Source organism: Paeniglutamicibacter sp. MACA_103 (genome assembly GCF_045798555.1).
GTDB lineage: Bacteria > Actinomycetota > Actinomycetes > Actinomycetales > Micrococcaceae > Paeniglutamicibacter.
On record NZ_JBIXLN010000026.1, the window covers coordinates 52,691 to 74,340 of the forward strand.

Consider the following 21,650-nt stretch of genomic DNA (forward strand, 5'->3'; position numbering starts at 1 on the left):
GCCCTTAGCGTTTCCGGCCGGCGACCGGGCCGTAGCCTGCCGGTGCTGAAATGGACGCGAACATCAAGGCGGACGAGGGCGGCGGCACGTCGCGGTCCATGAAATGGATTTCCAGGACCCTCGTGCCGTGCCCGTAGCGGGCATAAGCCCCCAGGGCGAACTTGGTGGCCCCGTGCATGGTGGAGAAGTACAGCTTCTGGCCGGTGGGCCCATTGGAGGTGTGGCCGTCGTCGAAGTGTTCGTGGCGGCGGGCCACCGACGTCGCAAAGCAGTTAAGCAGTTGGTTGGTCTCCTCCATGTCCAGGCCGCGGACCAGGAACTCGGGCTCGCCGCGCTTCGTGAGCCCCATGGTGTAGCCAAAGCACCTGCGGGGGTTGGGGTCCTCCACGTATTGGATGGCCCAGCCGTGCTGCTCGATCAGGTTGTTAATGCGTCGCTCGACTGCTTCGGCCGACCACCCATCGCACTGGAGGCACATGGTCCTGCTCCTGGTTCGTCTCGATGTTTCACTGACATCACCAAGTGTTCGCCGTTCCATCGGGCCGTGGGGCGCTTTTGCGCAGATTGTGGATAACTTCCCGAAACCGGGAAGACGGCCAATCCGCCGTCCAGATCTCGGCGATCGCGGTGGCGGGCAGTGGCTACACCCCGGCCACCACGGCTTCCTGCCTTGACGCTGTGCCCAGCGGCCCGAAGGCGTTGCGGTAGGCGGCACCCGGGTGGTTCTCCGGAAGCCGGTCGTGCCCGAAGATCTTGCTCCGCAGCGTCCCTTCGACGTATTCGGTCTTGGCCAGGCCGCGCTTCTGCTGCGTGGGCAGGATGTGTTGGTTCGGCTTGGATATGCACTTGCGCCAGGGGCCGATGGTGCGAACCTGTCTTGCCGCCGACGGCGGCGGGTCCCCTGCGTGGGATCCGGGTCCGAACGGACCCAGCAATTCTCGCCGTGTTCAAGGCGCCCGCCGGCCAGGGCCCCGAGCCTGCCAGGGGGATCGCCGACGGTCGATCATTTCTAGGGTTGTGCGGCGAATCCGACCGGCACCGCGGCGGCCGTCCACACGCTTCCGTCCTTGGCGCTGGACACGAACAGCAGCAGCGCGCCGGAGCCGGTGCCGGGGTTGCCCCACTGGACGCTCCCGCTGAACGGACCCAGGTCGGGTCCGGATCCGCCCATGACGATCCCGGTTCCGAGCGGCTCCGCCGTTCCGTGGGCACGGACTTCGACGTTCACGGTCGCTTCGAAGGCGCGGGAGGATCCGGAAAGCGCCACCGGGGCGCTGATCATCTCACCGGCCGCCGGCACATCAAGCTGGATCTCGCTGCTGGTCGCCCCGATGGCGTACCACTGGCCGTCGGACAGCTGCCGCAGCAAGACGGTGGTCACGGCCCCGTCCGCGAGGGCACGGATCTCCAGTTCACCGGAGCGTGCGTCCCCCTGCATGAATTCGCCATAGACCGGGTCGGTGAACCCGGCGAAATCCTCGGCGAATCCCTCGGCCGCGTCTTCCGGGGTCCCATAGCGCAGGGTGCCTCCCGGATCCGGCCAAACGACAGTGGCCGCCTCGGCGGCGGGCAGGGTCGGGGTGCCGGGCAAATCCGAGGCACTCGCCGTCGGTGACGGGGTCGGGGCGGAAGTGACCGGAGAGCTGGGCGAGGCGGTGGTTTGAGGGGCCGCGGTCGTTCCCGGGCCGTCCTGGCCGGGGCCGCCGGCCTGCTGCATCAGCATGATCGCGATCCAGACAGCCGCCGCCACGAGTGCCGCGGCAAGCAGTACGATGACGGTTTTCCGGCCACGGTCGGACGGGGCTGTGTTCTCGTTCATGGCTGCACCGTAACTATCGGAACACCATGCAAACAAGGCCGGGCAGGCCGCATTTCGGTGACGTTTTCGATGCACGCCGCCACCCCGGCAAGCGCCTCCGCCGTGTCGGCGCACGAGCCGGTTTCCCCGACCTCCCCGCCGGCGGATGGTCCGTTAACCCCGGACGGCTCTGGCCCGGCCACCCGTAGGCGGCCGGCCAGAGCCGTTGAATGAATCCGAGGCGCTACTGGCCCTTCGAAGCCTCCGCGACGGCGGCGGAGACGGCCGGCATGACGCGCGGGTCAAGCGGCGACGGAACGATGTAGTCGCTGGAGAGCTCGTCCTGGGCCAGCTCGGCGATGGCGTGCGCTGCCGCAATCTTCATTGCGGAGGTGATGCGGCGCGCGCCGGCATCCAGGGCACCGCGGAAGATGCCCGGGAAGGCCAGGACGTTGTTGATCTGGTTCGGGAAGTCCGAGCGGCCCGTGGCCACGACGGCAGCGTACTTGCGTGCGACATCCGGCATGACCTCCGGGTCCGGGTTGGACAGCGCGAAGATGATGGCGTTCTCGTTCATCTTCGCCAGGTCCTCTTCCACGAACTTGGAGGAGGAAACTCCAACGACGACGTCGGCGCCGTCGAGGGCCTCGCGGATGCCGCCGATCAGGCCGTCCTTGTTGGTGACGGCGGCGTACTTGGCCTTCACGGCATTCAGGTCGTCGCGGTCGCGGTGGATGATGCCCTTGGAATCGACCAGCACCACATCGCCCAGGCCGACGCTGATGAGGATCTCCGCAATGGCGATGCCGGCGGCGCCCGCACCCGAGATCACGGCGCGCATCTGGCCCAGTTCCTTGCCGGCGACCTTGGCCGCGTTGATCAAGGATGCCAGGACGACCACGGCGGTGCCGTGCTGGTCATCGTGCATGACCGGGCAGTCGAGGGCCTCGATGAGGCGTTCCTCGAGCTCGAAGCAGCGCGGGGCCGAGATGTCCTCGAGGTTCACGGCGCCGAAGCTCGGGCGCAGGCGAATGAGGGTCTCGATGATCTCGTCGACGTTGGTGGTGTTCAGCACCAGCGGGATGGAATCCAGGCCGCCGAATTCCTTGAAGAGCGCGCTCTTGCCTTCCATGACCGGAAGCGAGGCGGCGGCGCCGATGTTGCCCAGGCCCAGCACTGCGGTTCCGTCGGAGACCACCACGACCAGGCGGGAGGCCCAGGTGTGCGTGGCGTGCATGGCCGGGTCCGCGGCGATGGCGCGGGAAACCTGCGCGACGCCCGGGGTGTAGGCAATGGAGAGGTCGCGCTTGGTGGTCAGCGGCATCTTGGACTGAACGCTGAGCTTGCCGCCGATGTGGGCGTCGAAGATGTCGGCTTCGGTGATGGTGGCGGCAGCGTTAAGTGAGGTGTCGATGGACATGGATGTCTCCTTGAAAGTTCTGAATTGTGTCGGAGCGAGGAATCGATTCGATGATCGTAGATGTCGCAGGTTTCGGCAGATCCACGTCGACGTGGTGATCGCTTACTAGTTGGCCTCGCTGTGCGTCTGCCGGCCCGGGGTGGGGGCTCAGGCGATGCGCACTGGTCAGTACTTTCTTTAGACCGTGGTCCTCACACTACGGCATTTCGCCGCACCCGCGCCACCACTTGGCGCAACCATCTTGAAACATTCGCCGCCCTCTGCTTGCCGGGCGCCTCCGGTTTCGATGCGTCGACACGCATGGCCAACGCTTCCGACCGGCGCTTTGGCGCGGCATCGTGCATGATGGAAACATGTCGTCTCCAACACCGTCATTGAGCAAGGCCACGGCCTTTCCCGCCCTGGAAAAGAAGGCTGCGGCACGGCTCGCGGCAGCCCTCGAAGAGTCCGCGGACACCACCATCTTTGTCAACGGCACCACCCTGCAATTGCCGGATGTCGCCCACGCGGCCTTGATCGACGTCCTGCAGCGCATGGCTCGCGGCGACGAGGTGAGCGTGAGCACCGTCGAATCGCTGCTGAACACCTCGCAGGCGGCGAAAATGGCGGGTGTGTCGGCCAGCTACCTGCGCAAGCTCACCGACTCCGGAGTCATCCCTGTCGAATACCGCGGCACGCACCGCAGGATCCGTCCCGCCTCCGTGCAGGCCTGGCTCGACAACCGCACCGAGGCACCGAGCGACACCCCGGAATAGACCCAAACGCAACTCCACCGTGCTGGTTTGGGCGGGCAAGACCTTCGTATGTTTTAAGTGGTCGTAGCGGCCGGCGAGGGTGCTTGAAAAGAGAGGGTCGCCATGTTCCGGAATCATTTGATTCGGCTCTCGCTGGGCCCTCTTGCGGGTGCCGGCATGGTCCTGGCCCTCGCCGGTTGCCTCGGCGGCCCTCCACCGGCCCCGATGCCGACAGAGACCGGAACCCTGGAAACCGGCCTGCCCTCCGCCACCACCGCACCGTCGAGTGCACCCGCGCCGATGCCCTCACCCTCGGCCGCCGCATCGGCGAGCGCCACCGCCACTACCACCGCCACTCGGGCCACCAGCGCCCCGCTGTCTGCCACGCCAGTGCCATCGACTCCCCCGTCGGCGAGCGCCCCTGCGGCCAGCAGCGCCGTGCCGTCGCCGATTCCCGTGCCGTCGCCGATTCCTTCGCCCCTACCCACCGCCCCGCCGTCCGCCACCCTTCCGGAGACATCGACCTCCTCGTTGACGATTTTCTACGTGGCACTCGGCGACCAGGGGCAGGCCGGTCCGATGATCGGTTGCGGCGACAGCATCGTCGCCACCGAAACCGGGCCCGTGATCTACGCCAGCCAGGTGGAGGCGTCGATGAGTGACCTGCTTGAGAACAAGGACACCGTGCACGGCGAATCGGGTCTCATGAATGCGCTCGCGGGCTCGAATTTGAGTTACGTCTCTTCTTCGGTGTGGGGTGACACCGTGACCGTCGAACTCACCGGGGACCTCAGCTCCGGCGGCATTTGCGATGATCCGCGCATCATTGCCCAGCTCTCCTACACGGCCATGGTTGCGGCCGGGAGCGGGGAAGCGAAGATCCTGGTCGACGGCACGGACATCACTGACAAACTGAGCCAGAAATAGCCAGATGTTGACTTATAGGCAACAAGTGTTGATAAAGTTCCGGTGTGACCTCAACAACAGAACCCGGCATGGGCAGTGAAACCGAAATCGCCATGGAGCGTGCGGCCGCGCACGAATCGCTCTTTTCGGAGCGCGCATCGCACATCAAGCAATCCGCGGTCCGTGACGTCTTCGAACTCTCCCTCGACCCCTCGCTGGTCTCGCTGGCCGGCGGCAACCCCTACCTGCAGTCGCTGCCCCTGGAAAAGCTCGGGGCCATGGCCTCGGAGCTCATCGCGACCCAGGGCATGACCGCGCTGCAATACGGCAGCGGACAGGGCACCGAGGAGCTGCGCGCCCAGATCTGCGAGGTCATGGCCGAGGAAGGGATCACCGGGGTCGACCCGGATAACATTGTCATCACCACCGGGTCACAGGCCGCACAGGATGTTGCCTGCAAGGTCTTCTGCAACCCCGGGGACACCGTGCTGTGCGAGGACCCGACCTACGTGGGCGCCCTGAACACCTTCGAGGCGTACCAGGTGCGTGCCGAACCCGTCGCCACCGACGAACACGGGCTCGTTCCCTCAGCCCTGCGCCAACGCATCGCCGAACTGCGCGAGGCCGGCGCACGGATCAAGTTCCTCTACACGATCCCCAACTTCAACAACCCCTCGGGAATCACCCTGGCCGCCGAGCGTCGCGCGGAGATCGCCGAGATCTGCATCGCCGAGAACATCCTCATCCTGGAGGACAACCCGTACGGCATGCTGCGCTACTCCGGGGACGCGATCAAGCCGCTGCGCGCCGATAACCCCGAACACGTCATCTACATGGGCTCGTTCTCCAAGATCCTGGCCCCCGGCCTGCGCATCGGCTGGGCGGTGGTCCCGCCCCACCTCTTCCGCCGCTTCTACCTGGCCGCCGAGGCCGTCACGCTCTGCCCGGCAACGTTCAACCAGATGCTGATCAGCAAGTACCTCGCGGAGCATGACTGGCGCGGGCAGATCCAGACCTACCGGGAGCTCTACGCCGCGCGTTGCGAGGCGATGCTCCGGGCCCTGGATGAGTACATGCCGCAGGGCGTGGAGTACACCCGGCCCGAGGGCGGCTTCTTCATCTGGGTCACGCTGCCGGAGGGAATCGACACCTACGCACTGTTGTCCAAGGGCATCGAGGCGGGCGTGGTCTTCATCCCCGGGGCCGCCTTCAGCCCCCACGACGGGCCCAGCCACCGGCTGCGCCTGGCCTTCAGCGCGGTACCCGAGGAAAAGATCCGCGAGGGCGTCAAGCGCCTGGCCCCGGTGTTGGCCGAGGCCATCGCCGAGAACGGCGTCCGCTAGAAAAGCTCCCGTCCTTCGGGGCAACGCGACGACGCGTGGCGCATGATGTATCCATGTGGTTTGGATGGATCGAGTTCGACCTCATGCTGGGCGACGTGCATTCGCTCAAGGCGAAGCGCACCGTCGTGCGCCCGATACTCGCCGAGATCAGGCACCGGTTCGAGGTCTCCGTCGCGGAGAGCGGAAGCCAGGAACTTCACCGGCGCGCCGGGCTGGCGGCGGGACTCGTCGCCGCGGACGCCGCGCACGTGATCGAGGTGCTGGACGGCATCGAGCGCCTCGTCGCGGCACGCCCGGAAGTGCAACTGCTCAGCGCACGCCGCCGCCTGGGGTCTTCCGAGGACGAGTAGGCGTGCGGCCCACGTCGGTTGCTAGTGGATAACCCAGGTGACCAGGCCCAACAGGGTGCAGACAACGGCCAAGAGGATGCCGAGCCGAGGGGCAATCCATGCGGTGACCTCCCCTTCGGTCGGCGGCGCCGCGTCCGGGCCGGGGGCCGCGGCGACGGGAATGACCGCCATTTCGTAGGCCAGCAGGATCCTCGAGGGCGCCAGCATGGTGGCCATCGACGCGGTGACGTTGGAGACCGCGACGATCTGCAGCACCGACGAGCCCATGGACGTGGCCGCCTGCGCCTGGGTTGCCGCCAGCATGGAGTTTGCCGCGGTGTTGGACCCGGAAATGAATCCGGCCAACCCGTTGACGACCGGCCCCAGGACCAGGTAGCCGGCACCGATCCCGGCCAGCGCTGCACCGAGTTCCCGGCCCATGCCGGTGGCCGCGAGCAGTGCGCCCAGGATGGTGAATCCGCCGGTGGCGATTCCCACGGGAATCCAGCTGCGGTAGGCCAGGGATGCGCGGGCGCCCAGGCTCGCGGTCCCCCCGCCAAGGGAGGCCGAACCGTACTGCGCGACCAGGCAGGCCACGATCAGCCAGACCCCGCCGCTGGTGAGTGCGCGCTTGAGCAGCGAGGCCTCCATCGGCGAGCTGAGCGCGCGGGCCGCCAGCAGTCCCAGGGTGAGCACGGCATAGGGCAGCAACGCCACCCAGACCTCGCGGCCGGCCGGCACCAGCGACCCGCCCATCTTGAAGGCCGCCAGGTGCACGGCCAACACCAGCAGCGAGCCGACGATGCCCGCCGGCGGTGTGCCCATGAGCAGGTTGGCGGCCAGGATGCCCGCGTTGAGCAGCACCGCGGCACCCGCCAGGTGCGCCAGCAGCCGACCGGGCCTGGGCGATTCCCCGCGCAGCACGAGCCACGCGGTGACTCCCGCGCCGAGCACCACCGGCAGGGTCAGCAGCGCGGAGCGGACACCCACGTCGAAGAGGGTCAGTCCGGCCAGATCCGCTGCCACCAGCGTTCCAGGACCCAGTGCTCCCCAGGGAACGGCCACCAACCCGAGCAGGCTCAGGATCGCCGAGTGCTTCACCGAATGCCCCAGTTGAATCAGCAGCGGGACGCCCACGGTGACACCGATGCCGAACCCCGTGACCGACTCGGCGAAGGGGACCAGCCCGAAGATCACCAGCACGGTTCCGGCCTGCTGGTTCGAGGCGCTTTGGCGCAGCCAGCCCGAGATCCTGTCCATGGCACCGGTTTCGGAGGTGATCCGCGAGAGCAGCACGCCGCCAAAAAGGATCAGCAGCACCTCGAGAATGGTGGGGCCGAACATGGCCCCGGCCCGCAAGAGTTCGCCGACCGGGGTGGGGAAGAAGAAGATCGCCGCGAGCACACCGGTGAGCAATGAATAGATGGCCATGGTGGTGGCCTTCGTCCGGGCCAGGAACAAGGCCATGGCCACCACGATCGGGGAGGCGGCAGCCAGTGCCAGCATGGAGGCGGTTCCTTTGTTCGGGTTGCCGCACAAGGGGGTTTCACGCGGCAGGGTCTGCTGCGATTGACGATACCTGTCCGACGCAAGAACAACGACTTGGTTGCGGCGACAGTGCCATGAGGTCATGACAACCGAGAACCGCCGCACGTTTCACAAAGTGAACGTACGGCGGTCCCCGGGATCTGATTCAGTTTGTGATTGGGCCTTGCTTAGGCGATACGCCGGGCCGGGGTCAGGTTCCGGCCCAGGGCCAGACCCAGTCCTGCCATGCCCACGCCCAACGCGAAGTGCAGGATGTTGTCCGCCGTGTTGACCGGGACAAAGTTCGCGGCACTGGACTGGTCGATGAAGACTCCGTAGAAGCCCAGGACCAGGTAGATGATCCCGCCGACGACGAGGAAGGTCTTTGCCTTCGCGGCACTGCGCCAGAGCGTGACGCCAAGAACGCCGAAGAGCAGGTGGACTACGTTGTGCAGGACCGAGACCTGGAAGATGCCAAGCAACATTGCGTCGGAGTGGTGTCCGGCCATTCCAAGGTGTTCGGTATTGCTGGTGAGGCCCGGGACGAACCCCAGGACTCCAACCAGCAGGAAGACCGCGCCAACGGCCAGTGCCACGTATTGGACAAGCGAGCGGTGGGTGTCGGTGTGTGTCGAGGCCATGATGGGCTCCTTGAGTTCCTGTCGCTTTTCAACGCGGGTGCGTTGCTGACATCAGGCATTCGGAACCACGGCGCGGACGGATTGCCCGCGGCACAAAAAAATTTCAGGAAGAGCCCTACGCCTCGTTGAGTTCGTCGTAGTCGTTCCGGGCCCGGATGATTTTTTCCGCGTGGTCCTGCGACCACTCCCGCATGATTTCCAAGGGTCCCAGCAAGGTGGCGCCGAGGCCGGTAAGTTCGTATTCCACCCGCGGCGGCACCTCGGGATAAATGGTCCGGGTCAACAACCCGTCACGTTCTAGGGAGCGCAGGGTTTGGGTGAGAACCTTGGGTGTGACACCGCCAATGTCCTGCCGTAGCTGCGAGAACCGGCGCGGCCCCGATTCCAGGGCCAGGAACACCAACGGCGTCCACTTGTCCCCCATGCGCTGCATGATCGAGCGCGAGGGGCAGTCCGGGCTCATGACATCGAAGGCCCGCTGCTCAGTATCCATGAGGTAACCATATTACGTTGAGGTACTCGATATCAATTGGATACCATGGACGTCATGCAACTGTGCGGGCCGGTATGGCCCGCACCACCAGAGAGAAGGGAACAGCCCATGAAGATTGCCGTTTACGGAGCCACCGGAATGGTCGGCAGCCAGATCGTCGCCGAGGCAGCCAAGCGTGGCCACGAGGTCACCGCGGTGTCGCGCAGCGGACGTGAAGTCGAGGGTGCAGCGTCGGCAAGCATCGCCGAATTGGGCGATTCGGCCGCCTACCGCGCGCTGGCCACCACCAACGACGTGGTCGTCTTCTCGGTTCCGCCGTCGCGCACGGGAGAGGCCCACCAGCCGTTCATCGACGCCCACGAGGAAATCTCCGAGACCCTTGTCCCGGCCCGCGTGTTCGTCGTCGGCGGCGCCGGCGCGACCGAGGTTGACGGCGTGCGCCTGGTCGACACCCCGGGCTTCCCGGAGGAATACATGCCCGAGGCCCGCACCATGGGCGAGGTCCTTGATTTCTACACCTCGGCCTCCGGCCTGGACTGGACGATGCTGGCACCGGCACCGGTCATCGCACCGGGCGAGCCTTCCGGCGCAATCGTCCTGGGCAACGACTCCCCCGCGGGCAACCACGTCAGCACCGGGGACTTCGCCGTTGCCGCACTGGACGAGCTCGAGGATCCCAAGCACCAACACCGCCGCTTCACGGTGGCCAGCGCCTAGTCATTTATCGACCGGTGACGGCGTCCGTGATTCATTCAAACGCCACGCAACGGGTGTGGTGGGACCGGCAATAACGGTTCCGCCGCACCCGATCGCCGTTAACCCCCTTCCCGGGTACGCCCGCCCGGGGCTATGAACTCGCGCACACCCGCCTGCGCCGGGCCCTCCCCGAGGACTATGGTTGATGGCGGTGCCCCTCCGTGCCCCCGGCAGCATTCCGCCCCGGGAGCGTCGCGGCAGGCCGCCACACATCACTTCACCGGTTCGCAGGAAGCAGCATCATGAGACACGTTCGCCCCTTGGCAACTCGCCTTTTCCCGGCCGCCACGGCCCTGGCCGCGGCCTTGGTGCTCGCAGGCTGCGCACCGGCCACCACGGCACCCGAGTCAGGTAGCGATGCAGGTCCCCCGGTCACCGGCGGCACCCTGGTCTACGCCTCCGGCGATGCCGAGCCGTCCTGCCTGGATCCGCACGTGGGCGGAAACTATCCGCAGGCACTTGTCTCCTCCCAGTACCTGGAGACCTTGTACACCAAGGACGCCGAGGGCAAGCTGATCCCCTGGCTGGCCGAGGACTCCACCGTCTCCGAGGACGGACTGACCCGCACCGTGAAGATCCGCGAGGGCATCACCTTCACCGACGGCACACCGCTGACCGCCGAGGCCGTCAAGGCGAACTTCGAGCATCTGCTCGATCCCAAGACCGCATCCTCCACCGGATTCCTGGCCCTGGGCAAGATCGATTCCATGAAGGCGATCGACGAGGCCACCCTCGAACTGAAGCTCACGACGCCTGACAACTCCCTGCTCGAGTCCTTCTCCATGCCGTGGGTCTCCATCCAGTCCCCGGTGGCGCTCAAGCGCAGCCAGGAAGAGAACTGCGCCGCACCCGTGGGCACCGGCCCGTTCAAGGTCGCCTCGTGGAAGAAGCAGGACGCGGTGAACCTGGTGCGCAACGAGGACTACGTGCAGCCTGTGGCCACGCCCGGCCACGAGGGCGCCGCCTACCTGGACGGCATCACCTGGCGTTTCATCCCCGAGGCCGCCACCCGCTACGCCGCGCTGCAGGCCGGCGAGGTCCAGGTCATCGACAACGCCCAGCCCGACACCATTGCCGCCGCCGCGAAGTCCCAGGGCATCGAGCACCTGGACGCACCCCGCCCCGGCGCCTCGAACCGAATCGAGCTGAATTCCTCCAAGGCCCCGTTCAACGACGCCCTGGTCCGCGAGGCCTTCATCCACGCGGTCAACGTCAACGCGGGCGTCGACTCGCTCTTCTTCGGCACCGCGCCGCGTTCCTACTCCCCGCTCTCCAGCGTCGAGCCCCTGGCCTACTCCGCCGAATCGCTCTTCGGCTACGACCCGGCCAAGGCCGGGGAGCTGCTGGATTCTGCCGGCTGGACCGAACGCGACGCCGAGGGCTACCGCACCAAGGACGGGAAGCGCCTCTCGCTCACCTTCCCGGTGAGCACCAGCCAGTCGATCCCCGCCGAGCAGTCGCTCTTCGAGCAGCTGCAGGCCACCGCCAAGGAATCGGGCATCGAGATCAAGATCAGCCTGCTGGATCTCTCCAGCTGGTACGGCGAACTGTTCAAGAACAACTACAACCTGGTTTCCGCGCCCTACACCAAGGTCGGCCCCAGCGTGCTGAGCATCCTCTTCCACTCCGACTCCACCATCCCCGCGCCCTCGGGCTACTTCGCCAACCTCTCCCAGGTCAAGGACCCGGCACTCGATGAGCTGCTGGATACCGCAGGTTCCACCGCGGACGAGGCTGAGCGCAAGGAGAAGTACGCGCAGGCGCAGAAGCTGGTGCTCGAGGGACACTACCTGCTGCCGCTCTACAACCAGCAGAACCACTTCCTGTACTCGGGGAAGCTGAAGAACGTGGGAGCCACCACCGCCGTGGCCACCCCGACGTTCTTCGACACTTGGCTGGCCAAGTAGCCGGGCCCCGGAAACCCCCTCTCCGTCGATGAGCCAGAGCACCCTTGCCGGCCGGCGGTCGACCCGGTTCCCCGGGGCGGCCGCCCGCTGGGTGCTGGGCAAGATCGGCGGCGGAGTGTTCGTGCTCTGGGCCGTGGCCACCGCGATCTTCTTCGGCATCCGGATGATTCCCGGCGACCCGGCCGAGGCGATCATGGGCGGGCCCGGCTCCCAGGCCTCGGCCGAGGCCCTGGCCCAGGCGCGGGCCGACTACGGTCTGGACCTGCCGCTGTACGTGCAATATTTCAGCCAATTGTGGCGCCTGGCCACCGGGGACCTGGGCACCTCCTACTCGCTGAAATCCCCGGTGGCAGAGGTGCTCGGCGAGCTCGTGCCGCCCACACTCGTCCTTGCGGTGCTGGCCCTTCTCGTGGCCTGGGTGTTGGCACTGGTGGTCGCGGTGCTCTCCACGCGCAGCGGCGCCCTGGGCTCTGCCTTGGCCTCGGGTCTGGAAATCGTCTCGGCCGCCGTCCCGCACTTCTGGCTCGCCAGCGTGCTGATCATGCTCTTTGCCACCGCCCTGGGCTGGCTGCCCCCGGTGAGCACCAACGCCCCCGCCGGGCTGGTGCTGCCGGTGGCCACCCTGGCCCTGCCGCTGGCCGGGTTCCTGGGCCAGGTCATGCGTGACACCCTGAACGCGGCGCACCGCTCCCCCTTTGCACTCTCGGCCCGGGCCCGCGGGGAATCGGAGACCGGGGTGCTGTTGCGCCACAGCCTCCGCCACGCGGCGCTGCCGGGCATCGCCCTGTCCGGCTGGGCATTCGGCTCGCTGCTTTCCGGCGCGGTCGTCGTGGAATCCATTTTTGCCCGGCCGGGACTGGGCCGCTCACTGCTCTCGGCCGTCACCGCCCGCGACATCCCCATGGTCACCGGCGTCGCCCTGCTCTCGGCCGCCGCCTACGTGGTGATCATGGCCTGCTCCGACCTGGCCGAGCGCCTGGCGGACCCCAGGATGGGCGGATCATGAGCCTTGACAAGCACGAGCTGAGCCCCGGCGACCCGGTGTTGGCCCCGCACGCCGCGAAACGGCCGGCGCCGGGAACCCGGGGGTTGCGGGCGCTGGCCGCCCGGGTGCCGCTGCTGCTTGGTGCCGCCGTGCTGGCCTTCTTCCTGCTCGCGGCGCTGCTCCCGGACCTGCTGGCCCCCTACGACCCGCTCGCCATCAACCCCGCCGACGCGTTCTCGCCTCCCGGATCCAAGCACCTGCTGGGCACCGACGAATCCGGGCGCGACATCTACTCGCGCATCATCCACGGCGCCAGGCCGTCGCTGCTGATCGGGGCCGCGGCGACCGCGATCGGCCTGGGTCTGGCCCTGGTGCTGGGCACGATTGCCGGATTCGGCGGCAAGTGGCTGGACTTCGGGGTCGGCCGGGTCCTGGAGGTGCTCTTTGCGCTGCCCGGCCTGCTGCTGGCCCTGGTGTTCATTGCCCTGGCCGGACCGGGCGTGGGAACCACGGTGGTGGCGGTGGGGCTGACCACCGCACCGGGGTATGCGCGGATGATCCGCGCCCAGGTCATTGCCCTGCGCACCTCGCCCATGGTCGAGGCCGCCACGGTGCTGGGGCGCTCGCGCGCAAGGATCCTGGGAATCCACATCCTGCCCAACGCACTGGCACCGATCGCGGTGCTGGGCACCCTGGGCCTGGGCCAGGCAGTGGTCTGGGCCGCATCGCTGAGCTTCCTGGGCCTGGGCGCCCCGCCGCCGGCCCCGGAGTGGGGCGCGATGCTCTCGGCCGGGCGCACCTACCTGGCCCTGGCCTGGTGGATGACGTTCTTCCCGGGCCTGGCCATCGTGTTGGTGGCGGCGGCCTCCACCGTGCTTTCCCGTGCACTGAAAGCTGCAGGTCCCCGATGAGTGCACCGGCACCGCTGCTGCGGGTCGAGAACCTCGACGTCTCCTTCGGTGAAACCCCAGTTGTCTTGGATGTTTCCTTCACCGTCAACCCGGGCGAATGCCTGGCGCTGGTCGGCGAATCGGGCTCCGGAAAGTCCGTGACGGCGCGTTCGCTGATCGGATTGGCAGGTCCCGGATCCACCGTGCGCGCCGGCGCGCTGGAGGTGGCCGGAGTCGATGCCCGGGCCCTGTCGCAACGCGCCTGGCGCTCGATCCGCGGCCGGAAGGTGGGCCTCATCCTGCAGGACGCGCTGACCTCCCTAGACCCGCTGCGCAGGATCGGCAAGGAAATCGACGACGCCCTGCGCCTGCATTCCACCGGTTCCGGGGCCGCGCGCGCCGCACGGGTCATCGAGCTGCTGGAATCGGTGGGCCTGGACGACCCGGTGCGCCGGGCCGGACAACTCTCGGGCGAGCTTTCGGGGGGCATGCGCCAGCGCGCGCTGATTGCCTCGGCCATCGCCCTGGACCCGGCCCTGGTCATCGCCGACGAGCCCACCACCGCGCTGGATGCCACGATTGCCGCGTCGGTGCTGGACCTGCTCGGCGGCCTGCGGGCCGCAGGCTCCGGCATGCTGCTGATCAGCCACGACCTGTCCGCGGTTTCCAAGGTCGCCGACACCATTGCGGTGATGCAGGCGGGGCGCATCGTCGAAACCGGACCCACCGCACGGATCCTGGGCGACCCCCAGCATCCCTACACCAAGGCATTGCTGGCGGCGGTTCCGGCCGGCAAGCCCCGCTTCGCACGGCTTTCCCCCGCCACCGCCTCCCCCGCCGCGGTTCGGGCGCCGGAACCCGCCGGCCCACCGGTCGCTTCCGGCGAAACCGGGCAACGGCCGGTGCTCAGCGCACGCTCGCTGTCCCGCGCCTTCAAGGTCCCCGGGGCCGCGGACTTCCCCGCGGTGAAAAACGTGGACTTCGAGCTGCTGGCCGGGCGCACGCTGGGCGTGGTCGGCGAATCCGGGTCGGGCAAGACCACCACGGCGCGCATGGCCCTGGGGCTGCTGGCCCCGGACACGGGATCGGTTGAGCTTTTCGGCGAGCCCTGGAGCTCGGTGCCCGAGGCCCACAGGCGAACCCGGCGCCCGTCCCTGGGCGCCATCTACCAGGACCCGCTTTCCTCCTTCGACCCGCGGCATTCCGTGGGGCAGGTGCTGGCGGATGCGCTGAGTTTCGGGGCCACCCGCAATCCGCGCAGACACGCGGCCAGGATCGCGGAGCTGCTCTCGCTGGTGGGCCTGGCCAAGGAGCTGTCGGCGCGGAACCCCGCCACGCTGTCGGGCGGCCAGCGCCAGCGCCTGGCCATTGCCCGCGCCCTGGCCCCGGAACCGCGGGTGCTGATCTGCGACGAGCCGGTCTCCGCCCTGGACGTCTCCATCCAGGCGCAGGTGCTGGACCTGCTCGATGACCTGCAGCGGCGGCTCGGGCTGGGCTACCTCTTCATTTCCCACGACCTCACGGTGATCAGGCACATGAGCGATACGGTGCTGGTGATGCGCGCCGGGGAAGTCGTGGAGTCCGGCGCCACCGAGTCGGTGTTCACCGACCCGCAGCACCCCTACACGCGTGCCCTGCTGGCCGCCTCCCCGGGGCCAACGCCAGGGCGCTGAGCGGGACCAGGTCCGGGTTCAGTTCCCGAGCTCCCGGACGAGGCCGGATTCCGCGGATTCCCCGACCGTGTCCAGCGGACGCGTGCCTGTTTGAATGAGGATGTCATCGAGCTTGGGCAGCGCCCGGGCGACGCGCAGCTTCGCGTCCAGGATGGTTGCTTCCACTTCGGAAAGTGCCGCGTCCTGCACCACGACCGTCGCCGTGCAGTGCAGGCGGTGGCCCACCCAACGCAGCTGGATCCGTGGGGTTTCCAGGATCCCGGGGACGGAGTCGAAGGCCTCCTCGGCCTTGGCCAAAAGGTCGGGTTCGATGCCGTCCATGAGCCTCCGCCCGATGCTGCGCACCGTGCCGAAGAGCAGAACCATGATGGCAGCGGAGATGAGCAGGCCCACGATGGGATCGGCCAGCGGGAAGCCGAGCATGGCACCGACCGCGCCCAACACGACGGCCAGGGAGGTGAATCCGTCGGTGCGGGCGTGCACGCCGTCGGCGACCAGTGCGGCGGAACCGATCTTCCGTCCGATCCTGATGCGGTACATGGCCACCGCCTCGTTGCCGACAAAGCCGATGACCCCGGCGGCCAGGACCCAGCCCAGATGCGCCAGCGGTTGCGGGTGGATCAGGCGGTCGATGGATTGCCAGGCGGCGACCACGGCGGAGAGGGCCACCACCATGACGATGAACAGCCCGGCCAGGTCCTCGGCCCGCCCGTAGCCGAAGGTGTAGCGGCGGTTGGCGGCCCGGCGCCCAAGGACGAAGGCAATCCACAGCGGGACCGCGGTGAGCGCGTCGGAAAAGTTGTGGATGGTGTCGGCGAGCAGGGCCACCGACCCGCTGACCATGACCACCGCCAGCTGCAACACGGTGGTGCCCAGCAGGATGAACATGCTGATCTTCAGGGCGCGGATGCCCTGGATGCTCGATTCGAGGGCGCCGTCGATTGAATCGGCGGAATCGTGGGTGTGCGGGACGAACAGTTCGAAGAGCCACCCCTTGAAACCCGAATGGTGCCGGTGGGAATGACCGTCATGCCCGTGCCCGTCGTGGTCATGCTCGCGGTCGTGGTCATGCTCGTGGTGCCCGTGGTGCCTGGCTTCGGCGCCGGTGCTCATGATGCCTGATTCCCGCGTGCGTGGTGGGCGGGGGTTCCGCCCAAGGCATGTTCGGCCTGGTGGATCGCGTCGACGACCAGCTGGCGGGCGTGCTCGTTTTCGAGCCGGTAAAGGACCTTGGTTCCCTCCTGCCGGGCGCCCACCATCCGGGCCAGGCGCATCTTGGCCAGGTGCTGCGAGACCGAGGCCGGGGTCTTGCCCAGGAGCTCCGCCAACGCACCGACAGCCATCTCCCCGTCCCTGAGTGCCAGGATGATCCTCACGCGGGTCGCATCGGCGAGCATGGAGAACACTTCCACAGCGAGTTCGACGTACTGGCTGTCGGCATCCAGGGTGCATGCCTTCTTATCTGCATTCATACGCACATAGTTGCACAAGCGGGCTGTGCGATCAAGCTCCCGGACGGCATGCGAAGCCGTGCGATCCCACGGAAACCATTCGCCCCCAACTCAAATTTGTACTACTTGTTACATTTACTTCTGTAACGGTATATCCTGACTGCATGACATGGATGGTATTGATTGTTCGCCTGACCGGAGCCACCTCGCGACACCGCGTCGCCGTATGGCGGGAGCTGCGCCGCATCGGGGCGGCGCCCGTCACCCAAGGGGTATGGACGGTCCCCGACACCCCGCACTTCAAGGAAGCGGTCACGAAGGTCGAGGAACTGGCCCTCAAGGGGTCCGGAGACGTCATCGTGCTCTCCACCGCCACGGCCGGGGCGACCGGCGATGAAGCAATGCTCTATGCCTTCCGCACCCAGCGCCTCGAGGAGTGGGAGGAGTTCGGCGGCGACTGCCGCAAATTCGAGGCCGAGATCGCCAAGGAGATCCGCATCGAAAAGTTCACGCTGGCGGAACTCGAGGAAGAGGAACAAAGCATGGATCGCCTGCGGCGCTGGCACCGCGAGCTCAAGAGCCGCAATGTGCTGGACCTGCCAGAGGCCAGCGCGGCCGAGGAGCACCTGAAGGCTTGCGGCGAGGCCCTGGACGAGTACGCCGAGATGGTTTACGCCCGGTTGCACCATGACGATTCGCAGGACGAAACCGCACTCACCGGCAAGGGCTGACCCGGAAGTGACGTGGCTCGAAGTCCTGCTCGCGGCAGCCGGCGGGCTCTTGCTGGCCTACGCCGCGCTGCTGGCCCTGTTGTGGCGCCATGCGCTCAGGAACCCGGGCACGGTCAGGCTGGGGGATGCCTTGCGCCTGTTGCCGGATGTCCTGCGGTTCCTGGGCCGGCTCGTGGCGGACAGGGCACTGAAGCGCTGGCCGCGAATCATGCTGGCGCTGCTGCTGGGCTACCTGGCCTCCCCGATCGACCTCGTCCCGGATTTCATCCCCGTGATCGGCTATGCGGACGACGTCCTGGTCGTGGCACTCGTGCTGCGCCTCATCGTGCGCAGCAGCGGGCGTGCCGCACTGGCCAGGAACTGGCGGGGGTCCGAGGCCGGGATGCGGCTGATAGAACAGCTCGCGGGTTTGCCGGCACCGACGCCGCGGCAACCCGGGAGCACCCGGCCAGACGCCGGATCGTGAAAGCCCCTGCGCTGCGGCGTTATTTCCGGCCGCTGCCGGCCGGAACGCCGGCCGACGCCACCTGGGCAGCCGCGGCGTTCCCGCGCCGCCGCCGGGCCACCGTCAGCAACAGGTAGACGGCGGCACCGGCAAGCACGCCCCAGAACGGGGACACGATGCCCAGCGGCGCAATGCCCGAGGCCGTGACAATCAGGGTGACAACGGCGGCCTCGATGGCCGCCGGCCCGTGTGGACCCGCATCGAGCATGTCAAGCAGCGACCCCTGCAGCGCACCGAGCAGCGCGACCCCGGCCATGGCGGTGATCAGCTCGCCGGGCACCGCGGCGAACAGGTCAAGGATCGTGGCACTGAACAGCCCGAAGCCAATGAAGAACACGCCTCCGGCGGCCCCGGCGATGTACCGCTTGGCCGGGTCCTCGTGGGCCTCGCGCCCGCAGCAGATGCCCGCGGTGATGGCGGCCAGGTTGATGGCGTGGGACCCGAACGGGGCAAAGAGCACGCTGGCCGCGCAGGTGCCCGTGAGCAGCAGCCTGTCGTTGGGCGCGTAGCCGCTGGTGCGCATCATGACCAGGCCCGGGCCGTTCTGCCCGGCCATGGTCACGATGAGCAGCGGGACGGAAATGCCCATGATGGCCTGGATCGAGAACGCGGGCACGGTGAACACCGGCATGGTCAGCGCGAACGAAAGCTCGGGGCTCTGGGCCTGCCCGGACATGATGGACAGCACGACGCCGACCACGAGCGCCGCCGGCACAGCGTACTTCGGGAACAACCGGCGTCCGGCAAAATATGCCGCGACCAATCCGCCGGCAACCAGCGGCGAGGCAACCACCGCCTGGGTGACGTTCAGGACGAAGGGCAGCAGCACTCCCGCCAGCACCGCGGCCAGGATCGGGCGGGGAACGGCGGCAAGCAGCCGCCCAAACAGCCCGCTGAGGCTCAGCACCAGCCCCAGCACGCCGGCCACGATGTAGGCGCCGATGGCCTCAGAGAATTCGTAGTCGCCCAGCACCGTCAACAGCAGCGCCGCGCCGGGGACCGACCAGGCAACCACGACCGGCTGGCGCGTGAACAGGCTCAGGAGCAACCCCACGATTCCGCTGCCCACCGACACGGCCCATACCCAGGAAGCCGTCTGCGCCGGCTCCAGGCCCGCCCTTTCGGCGGCCTGGATGATGACCAGCATCGGCCCGGCATAGGAGACCGCAACGGCGATGAACCCGGCGCAGATGGCGCTGATCGAGGCATCCCCCAGGACCTTCGGCAGGCGCAGGCGCCGACCTGGGGCCGCGGCTCCGGACTGGTTGTGCTCGGGCACGATGGAGCCGCCTTTCAGGTGGAGGGAAACGGCACGGCTTCCGGCTGCAGCCCCCGGACGGGCGCGGAAGGAACCATTTGGGGCCCAACGCTACGGCGCGGGCACGCCGGAGACAAATACCAAGATCAGTGTGATTGATATCTCCATCCACTCAATGGGCACCACCCTGGGTCAAGCCTAGGCATATGCCCAGTGTGAGGTCACGCACATACTGACATGGTGTATCTCATGGTTTCGCCACCCACCGGGTGGACCAGGGCGCCAGCGCCCGCTACGAAGGATGGAGCACTCCATGACAGAAACACTTGATACCGTCTCGGCCCTGCTAGATGATGCACTCGTCGACAGCCCGGAGACCGGCGAATTCCGCGCCAACCGAAATATCTTCACCGACGAAGAGACCTTCGAGCTTGAGATGAAGCACATCTGGGAGGGCAACTGGATCTACCTGGCCCACGAATCCCAGATCCCGAACATCGGCGACTACTTCACCACGAACATCGGCCGCCAGCCCATCGTGATCTCGCGCAACAAGGAAGGCGTGCTCAACGCCCTCATCAACGCGTGCAGCCACCGCGGCGCGATGCTCTGCCGCCGCAAGACCGATAACCGCACCACGTTTACCTGCCCGTTCCACGGCTGGACCTTCAACAACTCCGGCAAGCTGCTCAAGGTCAAGGACTCCCGCGGCGCCGGCTACCCGGAGGGCTTCAACAAGGACGGCTCCCACGACCTGACCAAGGTCGCCCGCTTCGAGTCCTACCGCGGCTTCCTCTTCGGCTCGCTGAACGCGGACGTCAAGCCGCTGACCGAGCACCTCGGCGAATCCACCAAGATCATCGACATGATCGTGGACCAGTCCCCCGAGGGCCTCGAGGTCCTGCGCGGCTCCTCCACCTACACCTACGACGGCAACTGGAAGCTCCAGGCCGAAAACGGCGCCGACGGCTACCACGTCTCGGCCACCCACTGGAACTACGCCGCCACCCAGGCCCGCCGCAGCGCCGGCGAATCCACCAACACCACCAAGACCATGGACGCCGGCGGCTGGGACAAGCAGGAAGGCGGCTACTACTCCTTCGAGAACGGCCACCTGCTGCTCTGGACCGAATGGCTGGACCCGGCCAACCGCCCGCTCGCCGAGAAGCGCGACGAGCTCGTCGCCAAGTACGGCGAGGCCAAGGCCGACTGGATGATCGGCGTCTCGCGCAACCTCTGCCTGTACCCGAACGTGTACCTGATGGACCAGTTCTCCTCGCAGATCCGCGTCTTCCGCCCGGTGGCGGTCGACAAGACCGAGGTCACCATCTACTGCATCGCCCCGGTCGGCGAATCCGACGAGGCCCGCGCCAACCGCATCCGCCAGTACGAGGACTTCTTCAACGCCTCGGGCATGGCGACCCCCGATGACCTGGAAGAGTTCCGCTCCTGCCAGAAGACCTACCTGGCAACCGCCGCCAAGTGGAACGACCTCTCCCGCGGCCAGGCGCACCAGATCACCGGCGCCGACGAGAACGCCAAGAAGATCGGCCTGGAGCCGATTTCCTCCGGCGCACGCACCGAGGACGAGGGCCTGTACCCGATCCAGCACGGCTACTGGCTCGAGACCATGCGCAAGGCGGTTGTCGCCGAGGCCAACTCCACCACCACCGGCACCACCGAACAGGGGAACCACCATGACTGCAACCACTAACGCCATCATCACCAAGATCCAGACCGGCGCCGGTGAGGTCAAGCTGGAGGACATCACGCAGTTCCTCTACCGCGAGGCCCGTTTCCTGGACGACCGCGACTTCGACCGCTGGATTGACTGCTACCACCCCGAGGCCACCTTCTGGATGCCGGCCTGGGCCGATGACGACAAGCTCACCGAGGACCCGCAGCGCGAGATCTCGCTGATCTTCTACGCAAACCGCGGTGGCCTGGAAGACCGCGTCTTCCGCATCAAGACCGACCGCTCCTCGGCCACCTCCCTGCCGGAGCCGCGCACCGGGCACAACATCTCCAACGTGGAGATCGTGTCCGTCGACGGCGACAAGGTCGATGTCCGCTTCAACTGGTTCACGCTGTACTACCGCTACCAGAACGTCGACACCTACTTCGGCACCTCCTTCTACACGATCGACTACTCCGGCACCCAGCCGGTGATCATGGCCAAGAAGGTCGTCTTGAAGAACGACTACATCCACCACGTGGTCGACATCTACCACATCTAGTCCCCGCCTGGGGCCTCTCCCAGGCCCTTCGGGACCGGCGTTGGGGGGGGGGGGGGGGGGGGGGGG

Annotated in this window: 24 protein-coding genes; 13 read left to right on the forward strand and 11 right to left on the reverse strand. The window is 67.3% G+C overall.

Annotated features, from left to right (window positions below):
* Positions 1-4 precede the first annotated feature (4 nt).
* The 4 genes from ACIPVK_RS13370 to ACIPVK_RS13385 form a co-directional block, all read right to left on the reverse strand.
* Positions 5-478: a DUF4262 domain-containing protein gene (locus tag ACIPVK_RS13370; protein WP_407612466.1), complete on the reverse strand. Its 474-nt coding sequence runs from the start codon at positions 476-478 to the stop codon at positions 5-7.
* Positions 479-641: 163 nt separating this feature from the next.
* On the reverse strand, positions 642-935 hold the full coding sequence (locus ACIPVK_RS13375) for a hypothetical protein (protein WP_407612467.1): 294 nt from the start codon (positions 933-935) through the stop codon (positions 642-644).
* Between the two features lie 74 nt (positions 936-1,009).
* Positions 1,010-1,819, reverse strand: a complete 810-nt coding sequence (locus ACIPVK_RS13380; protein ID WP_407612468.1) for a Gmad2 immunoglobulin-like domain-containing protein — start codon at positions 1,817-1,819, stop codon at positions 1,010-1,012.
* 223 nt (positions 1,820-2,042) lie between these two features.
* The gene (locus ACIPVK_RS13385; protein ID WP_407612469.1) at positions 2,043-3,218 is read right to left on the reverse strand and encodes an NADP-dependent malic enzyme; all 1,176 of its coding nucleotides are present in this window, start codon (positions 3,216-3,218) and stop codon (positions 2,043-2,045) included.
* 353 nt (positions 3,219-3,571) lie between these two features.
* Between ACIPVK_RS13385 and ACIPVK_RS13390 the strand changes: the two genes are divergently transcribed.
* Complete coding sequence (locus ACIPVK_RS13390; RefSeq protein ID WP_407612470.1) at positions 3,572-3,973, forward strand: helix-turn-helix domain-containing protein; 402 nt, start codon at positions 3,572-3,574, stop codon at positions 3,971-3,973.
* A gap of 113 nt (positions 3,974-4,086) precedes the next feature.
* Here ACIPVK_RS13390 and ACIPVK_RS13395 read toward each other — a convergent pair whose 3' ends face one another.
* Entirely contained in the window at positions 4,087-4,440 is a 354-nt protein-coding gene (locus tag ACIPVK_RS13395) for a hypothetical protein (protein ID WP_407612471.1), read from the reverse strand.
* Between the two features lie 43 nt (positions 4,441-4,483).
* Here ACIPVK_RS13395 and ACIPVK_RS13400 point away from each other — a divergent pair, with 43 nt between their 5' ends.
* The 3 genes from ACIPVK_RS13400 to ACIPVK_RS13410 all read left to right on the forward strand — a co-directional run bounded on the left by ACIPVK_RS13400 (position 4,484) and on the right by ACIPVK_RS13410 (position 6,551).
* Positions 4,484-4,879 (forward strand): hypothetical protein, encoded by a 396-nt coding sequence (locus tag ACIPVK_RS13400; protein ID WP_407612472.1) that lies wholly within the window; start codon positions 4,484-4,486, stop codon positions 4,877-4,879.
* Positions 4,880-4,947: 68 nt separating this feature from the next.
* A complete protein-coding gene (locus ACIPVK_RS13405; protein WP_407612473.1) occupies positions 4,948-6,201 on the forward strand; it encodes a PLP-dependent aminotransferase family protein in 1,254 nt (417 codons plus the stop codon).
* A gap of 53 nt (positions 6,202-6,254) precedes the next feature.
* Positions 6,255-6,551 (forward strand): DUF503 domain-containing protein, encoded by a 297-nt coding sequence (locus ACIPVK_RS13410; RefSeq protein ID WP_407612474.1) that lies wholly within the window; start codon positions 6,255-6,257, stop codon positions 6,549-6,551.
* Between the two features lie 21 nt (positions 6,552-6,572).
* Here ACIPVK_RS13410 and ACIPVK_RS13415 read toward each other — a convergent pair whose 3' ends face one another.
* The 3 genes from ACIPVK_RS13415 to ACIPVK_RS13425 form a co-directional block, all read right to left on the reverse strand.
* A complete protein-coding gene (locus ACIPVK_RS13415) occupies positions 6,573-8,036 on the reverse strand; it encodes an L-lactate permease (protein ID WP_407612475.1) in 1,464 nt (487 codons plus the stop codon).
* 209 nt (positions 8,037-8,245) lie between these two features.
* Positions 8,246-8,698 carry a DUF4383 domain-containing protein gene (locus ACIPVK_RS13420; RefSeq protein WP_407612476.1) on the reverse strand — a complete coding sequence of 151 codons (453 nt, stop codon included), beginning with the start codon at positions 8,696-8,698 and terminating at the stop codon, positions 8,246-8,248.
* 115 nt (positions 8,699-8,813) lie between these two features.
* Entirely contained in the window at positions 8,814-9,191 is a 378-nt protein-coding gene (locus ACIPVK_RS13425; protein WP_407612477.1) for a winged helix-turn-helix transcriptional regulator, read from the reverse strand.
* Between the two features lie 108 nt (positions 9,192-9,299).
* On the opposite strand from ACIPVK_RS13425, the gene ACIPVK_RS13430 reads away from it, so the two are divergent.
* The 5 genes from ACIPVK_RS13430 (at position 9,300) to ACIPVK_RS13450 (ending at position 15,402) form a co-directional block, all read left to right on the forward strand.
* Complete coding sequence (locus tag ACIPVK_RS13430) at positions 9,300-9,908, forward strand: NAD(P)-dependent oxidoreductase (RefSeq protein ID WP_407612478.1); 609 nt, start codon at positions 9,300-9,302, stop codon at positions 9,906-9,908.
* Between the two features lie 281 nt (positions 9,909-10,189).
* Positions 10,190-11,854, forward strand: coding sequence for an ABC transporter substrate-binding protein (locus tag ACIPVK_RS13435; protein ID WP_407612479.1), 1,665 nt, complete (start codon positions 10,190-10,192; stop codon positions 11,852-11,854).
* 28 nt (positions 11,855-11,882) lie between these two features.
* Entirely contained in the window at positions 11,883-12,860 is a 978-nt protein-coding gene (locus ACIPVK_RS13440; protein ID WP_407612480.1) for an ABC transporter permease, read from the forward strand.
* A complete protein-coding gene (locus ACIPVK_RS13445) occupies positions 12,857-13,750 on the forward strand; it encodes an ABC transporter permease (RefSeq protein WP_407612481.1) in 894 nt (297 codons plus the stop codon). The genes ACIPVK_RS13440 and ACIPVK_RS13445 overlap by 4 nt, the downstream gene beginning before the upstream one ends.
* Entirely contained in the window at positions 13,747-15,402 is a 1,656-nt protein-coding gene (locus ACIPVK_RS13450) for a dipeptide ABC transporter ATP-binding protein (RefSeq protein ID WP_407612482.1), read from the forward strand. Before ACIPVK_RS13445 ends, ACIPVK_RS13450 begins: the two co-directional genes overlap by 4 nt.
* 18 nt (positions 15,403-15,420) lie before the next feature.
* On the opposite strand, the gene ACIPVK_RS13455 is transcribed toward ACIPVK_RS13450, so the two are convergent.
* Both ACIPVK_RS13455 and ACIPVK_RS13460 read right to left on the reverse strand, forming a co-directional pair.
* Complete coding sequence (locus tag ACIPVK_RS13455) at positions 15,421-16,515, reverse strand: cation diffusion facilitator family transporter (RefSeq protein WP_407612483.1); 1,095 nt, start codon at positions 16,513-16,515, stop codon at positions 15,421-15,423.
* Complete coding sequence (locus ACIPVK_RS13460; RefSeq protein WP_407612484.1) at positions 16,512-16,874, reverse strand: ArsR/SmtB family transcription factor; 363 nt, start codon at positions 16,872-16,874, stop codon at positions 16,512-16,514. Before ACIPVK_RS13460 ends, ACIPVK_RS13455 begins: the two co-directional genes overlap by 4 nt.
* A gap of 152 nt (positions 16,875-17,026) precedes the next feature.
* Here ACIPVK_RS13460 and ACIPVK_RS13465 point away from each other — a divergent pair, with 152 nt between their 5' ends.
* On the forward strand, positions 17,027-17,584 hold the full coding sequence (locus tag ACIPVK_RS13465) for a Chromate resistance protein ChrB (RefSeq protein ID WP_407612493.1): 558 nt from the start codon (positions 17,027-17,029) through the stop codon (positions 17,582-17,584).
* A gap of 7 nt (positions 17,585-17,591) precedes the next feature.
* Entirely contained in the window at positions 17,592-18,050 is a 459-nt protein-coding gene (locus ACIPVK_RS13470) for a YkvA family protein (protein ID WP_407612485.1), read from the forward strand.
* Between the two features lie 19 nt (positions 18,051-18,069).
* Here ACIPVK_RS13470 and ACIPVK_RS13475 read toward each other — a convergent pair whose 3' ends face one another.
* Positions 18,070-19,368: a benzoate/H(+) symporter BenE family transporter gene (locus ACIPVK_RS13475; protein ID WP_407612486.1), complete on the reverse strand. Its 1,299-nt coding sequence runs from the start codon at positions 19,366-19,368 to the stop codon at positions 18,070-18,072.
* Positions 19,369-19,660: 292 nt separating this feature from the next.
* On the opposite strand from ACIPVK_RS13475, the gene benA reads away from it, so the two are divergent.
* Both benA and benB read left to right on the forward strand, forming a co-directional pair.
* Positions 19,661-21,061: a benzoate 1,2-dioxygenase large subunit gene (gene benA / locus ACIPVK_RS13480; RefSeq protein WP_407612487.1), complete on the forward strand. Its 1,401-nt coding sequence runs from the start codon at positions 19,661-19,663 to the stop codon at positions 21,059-21,061.
* Complete coding sequence (benB, locus tag ACIPVK_RS13485) at positions 21,045-21,584, forward strand: benzoate 1,2-dioxygenase small subunit (RefSeq protein WP_407612488.1); 540 nt, start codon at positions 21,045-21,047, stop codon at positions 21,582-21,584. The genes benA and benB overlap by 17 nt, the downstream gene beginning before the upstream one ends.
* Positions 21,585-21,650 lie beyond the last annotated feature (66 nt).

Bases quoted from the DNA above. Each gene is read 5' to 3' on its own strand.
- ACIPVK_RS13445 (WP_407612481.1), top strand. From the start codon at position 12,857: ATGAGCCTTGACAAGCACGAGCTGAGCCCCGGCGACCCGGTGTTGGCC.
- benA (WP_407612487.1), top strand. From the start codon at position 19,661: ATGACAGAAACACTTGATACCGTCTCGGCCCTGCTAGATGATGCACTC.
- ACIPVK_RS13455 (WP_407612483.1), bottom strand. From the start codon at position 16,515: ATGAGCACCGGCGCCGAAGCCAGGCACCACGGGCACCACGAGCATGAC.
- ACIPVK_RS13370 (WP_407612466.1), bottom strand. From the start codon at position 478: ATGTGCCTCCAGTGCGATGGGTGGTCGGCCGAAGCAGTCGAGCGACGC.
- ACIPVK_RS13430 (WP_407612478.1), top strand. From the start codon at position 9,300: ATGAAGATTGCCGTTTACGGAGCCACCGGAATGGTCGGCAGCCAGATC.
- ACIPVK_RS13420 (WP_407612476.1), bottom strand. From the start codon at position 8,698: ATGGCCTCGACACACACCGACACCCACCGCTCGCTTGTCCAATACGTG.
- ACIPVK_RS13465 (WP_407612493.1), top strand. From the start codon at position 17,027: ATGGTATTGATTGTTCGCCTGACCGGAGCCACCTCGCGACACCGCGTC.
- benB (WP_407612488.1), top strand. From the start codon at position 21,045: ATGACTGCAACCACTAACGCCATCATCACCAAGATCCAGACCGGCGCC.
- ACIPVK_RS13435 (WP_407612479.1), top strand. From the start codon at position 10,190: ATGAGACACGTTCGCCCCTTGGCAACTCGCCTTTTCCCGGCCGCCACG.
- ACIPVK_RS13410 (WP_407612474.1), top strand. From the start codon at position 6,255: ATGTGGTTTGGATGGATCGAGTTCGACCTCATGCTGGGCGACGTGCAT.
- ACIPVK_RS13425 (WP_407612477.1), bottom strand. From the start codon at position 9,191: ATGGATACTGAGCAGCGGGCCTTCGATGTCATGAGCCCGGACTGCCCC.
- ACIPVK_RS13415 (WP_407612475.1), bottom strand. From the start codon at position 8,036: ATGCTGGCACTGGCTGCCGCCTCCCCGATCGTGGTGGCCATGGCCTTG.
- ACIPVK_RS13380 (WP_407612468.1), bottom strand. From the start codon at position 1,819: ATGAACGAGAACACAGCCCCGTCCGACCGTGGCCGGAAAACCGTCATC.
- ACIPVK_RS13405 (WP_407612473.1), top strand. From the start codon at position 4,948: ATGGGCAGTGAAACCGAAATCGCCATGGAGCGTGCGGCCGCGCACGAA.
- ACIPVK_RS13385 (WP_407612469.1), bottom strand. From the start codon at position 3,218: ATGTCCATCGACACCTCACTTAACGCTGCCGCCACCATCACCGAAGCC.
- ACIPVK_RS13390 (WP_407612470.1), top strand. From the start codon at position 3,572: ATGTCGTCTCCAACACCGTCATTGAGCAAGGCCACGGCCTTTCCCGCC.
- ACIPVK_RS13460 (WP_407612484.1), bottom strand. From the start codon at position 16,874: ATGAATGCAGATAAGAAGGCATGCACCCTGGATGCCGACAGCCAGTAC.
- ACIPVK_RS13440 (WP_407612480.1), top strand. From the start codon at position 11,883: ATGAGCCAGAGCACCCTTGCCGGCCGGCGGTCGACCCGGTTCCCCGGG.
- ACIPVK_RS13450 (WP_407612482.1), top strand. From the start codon at position 13,747: ATGAGTGCACCGGCACCGCTGCTGCGGGTCGAGAACCTCGACGTCTCC.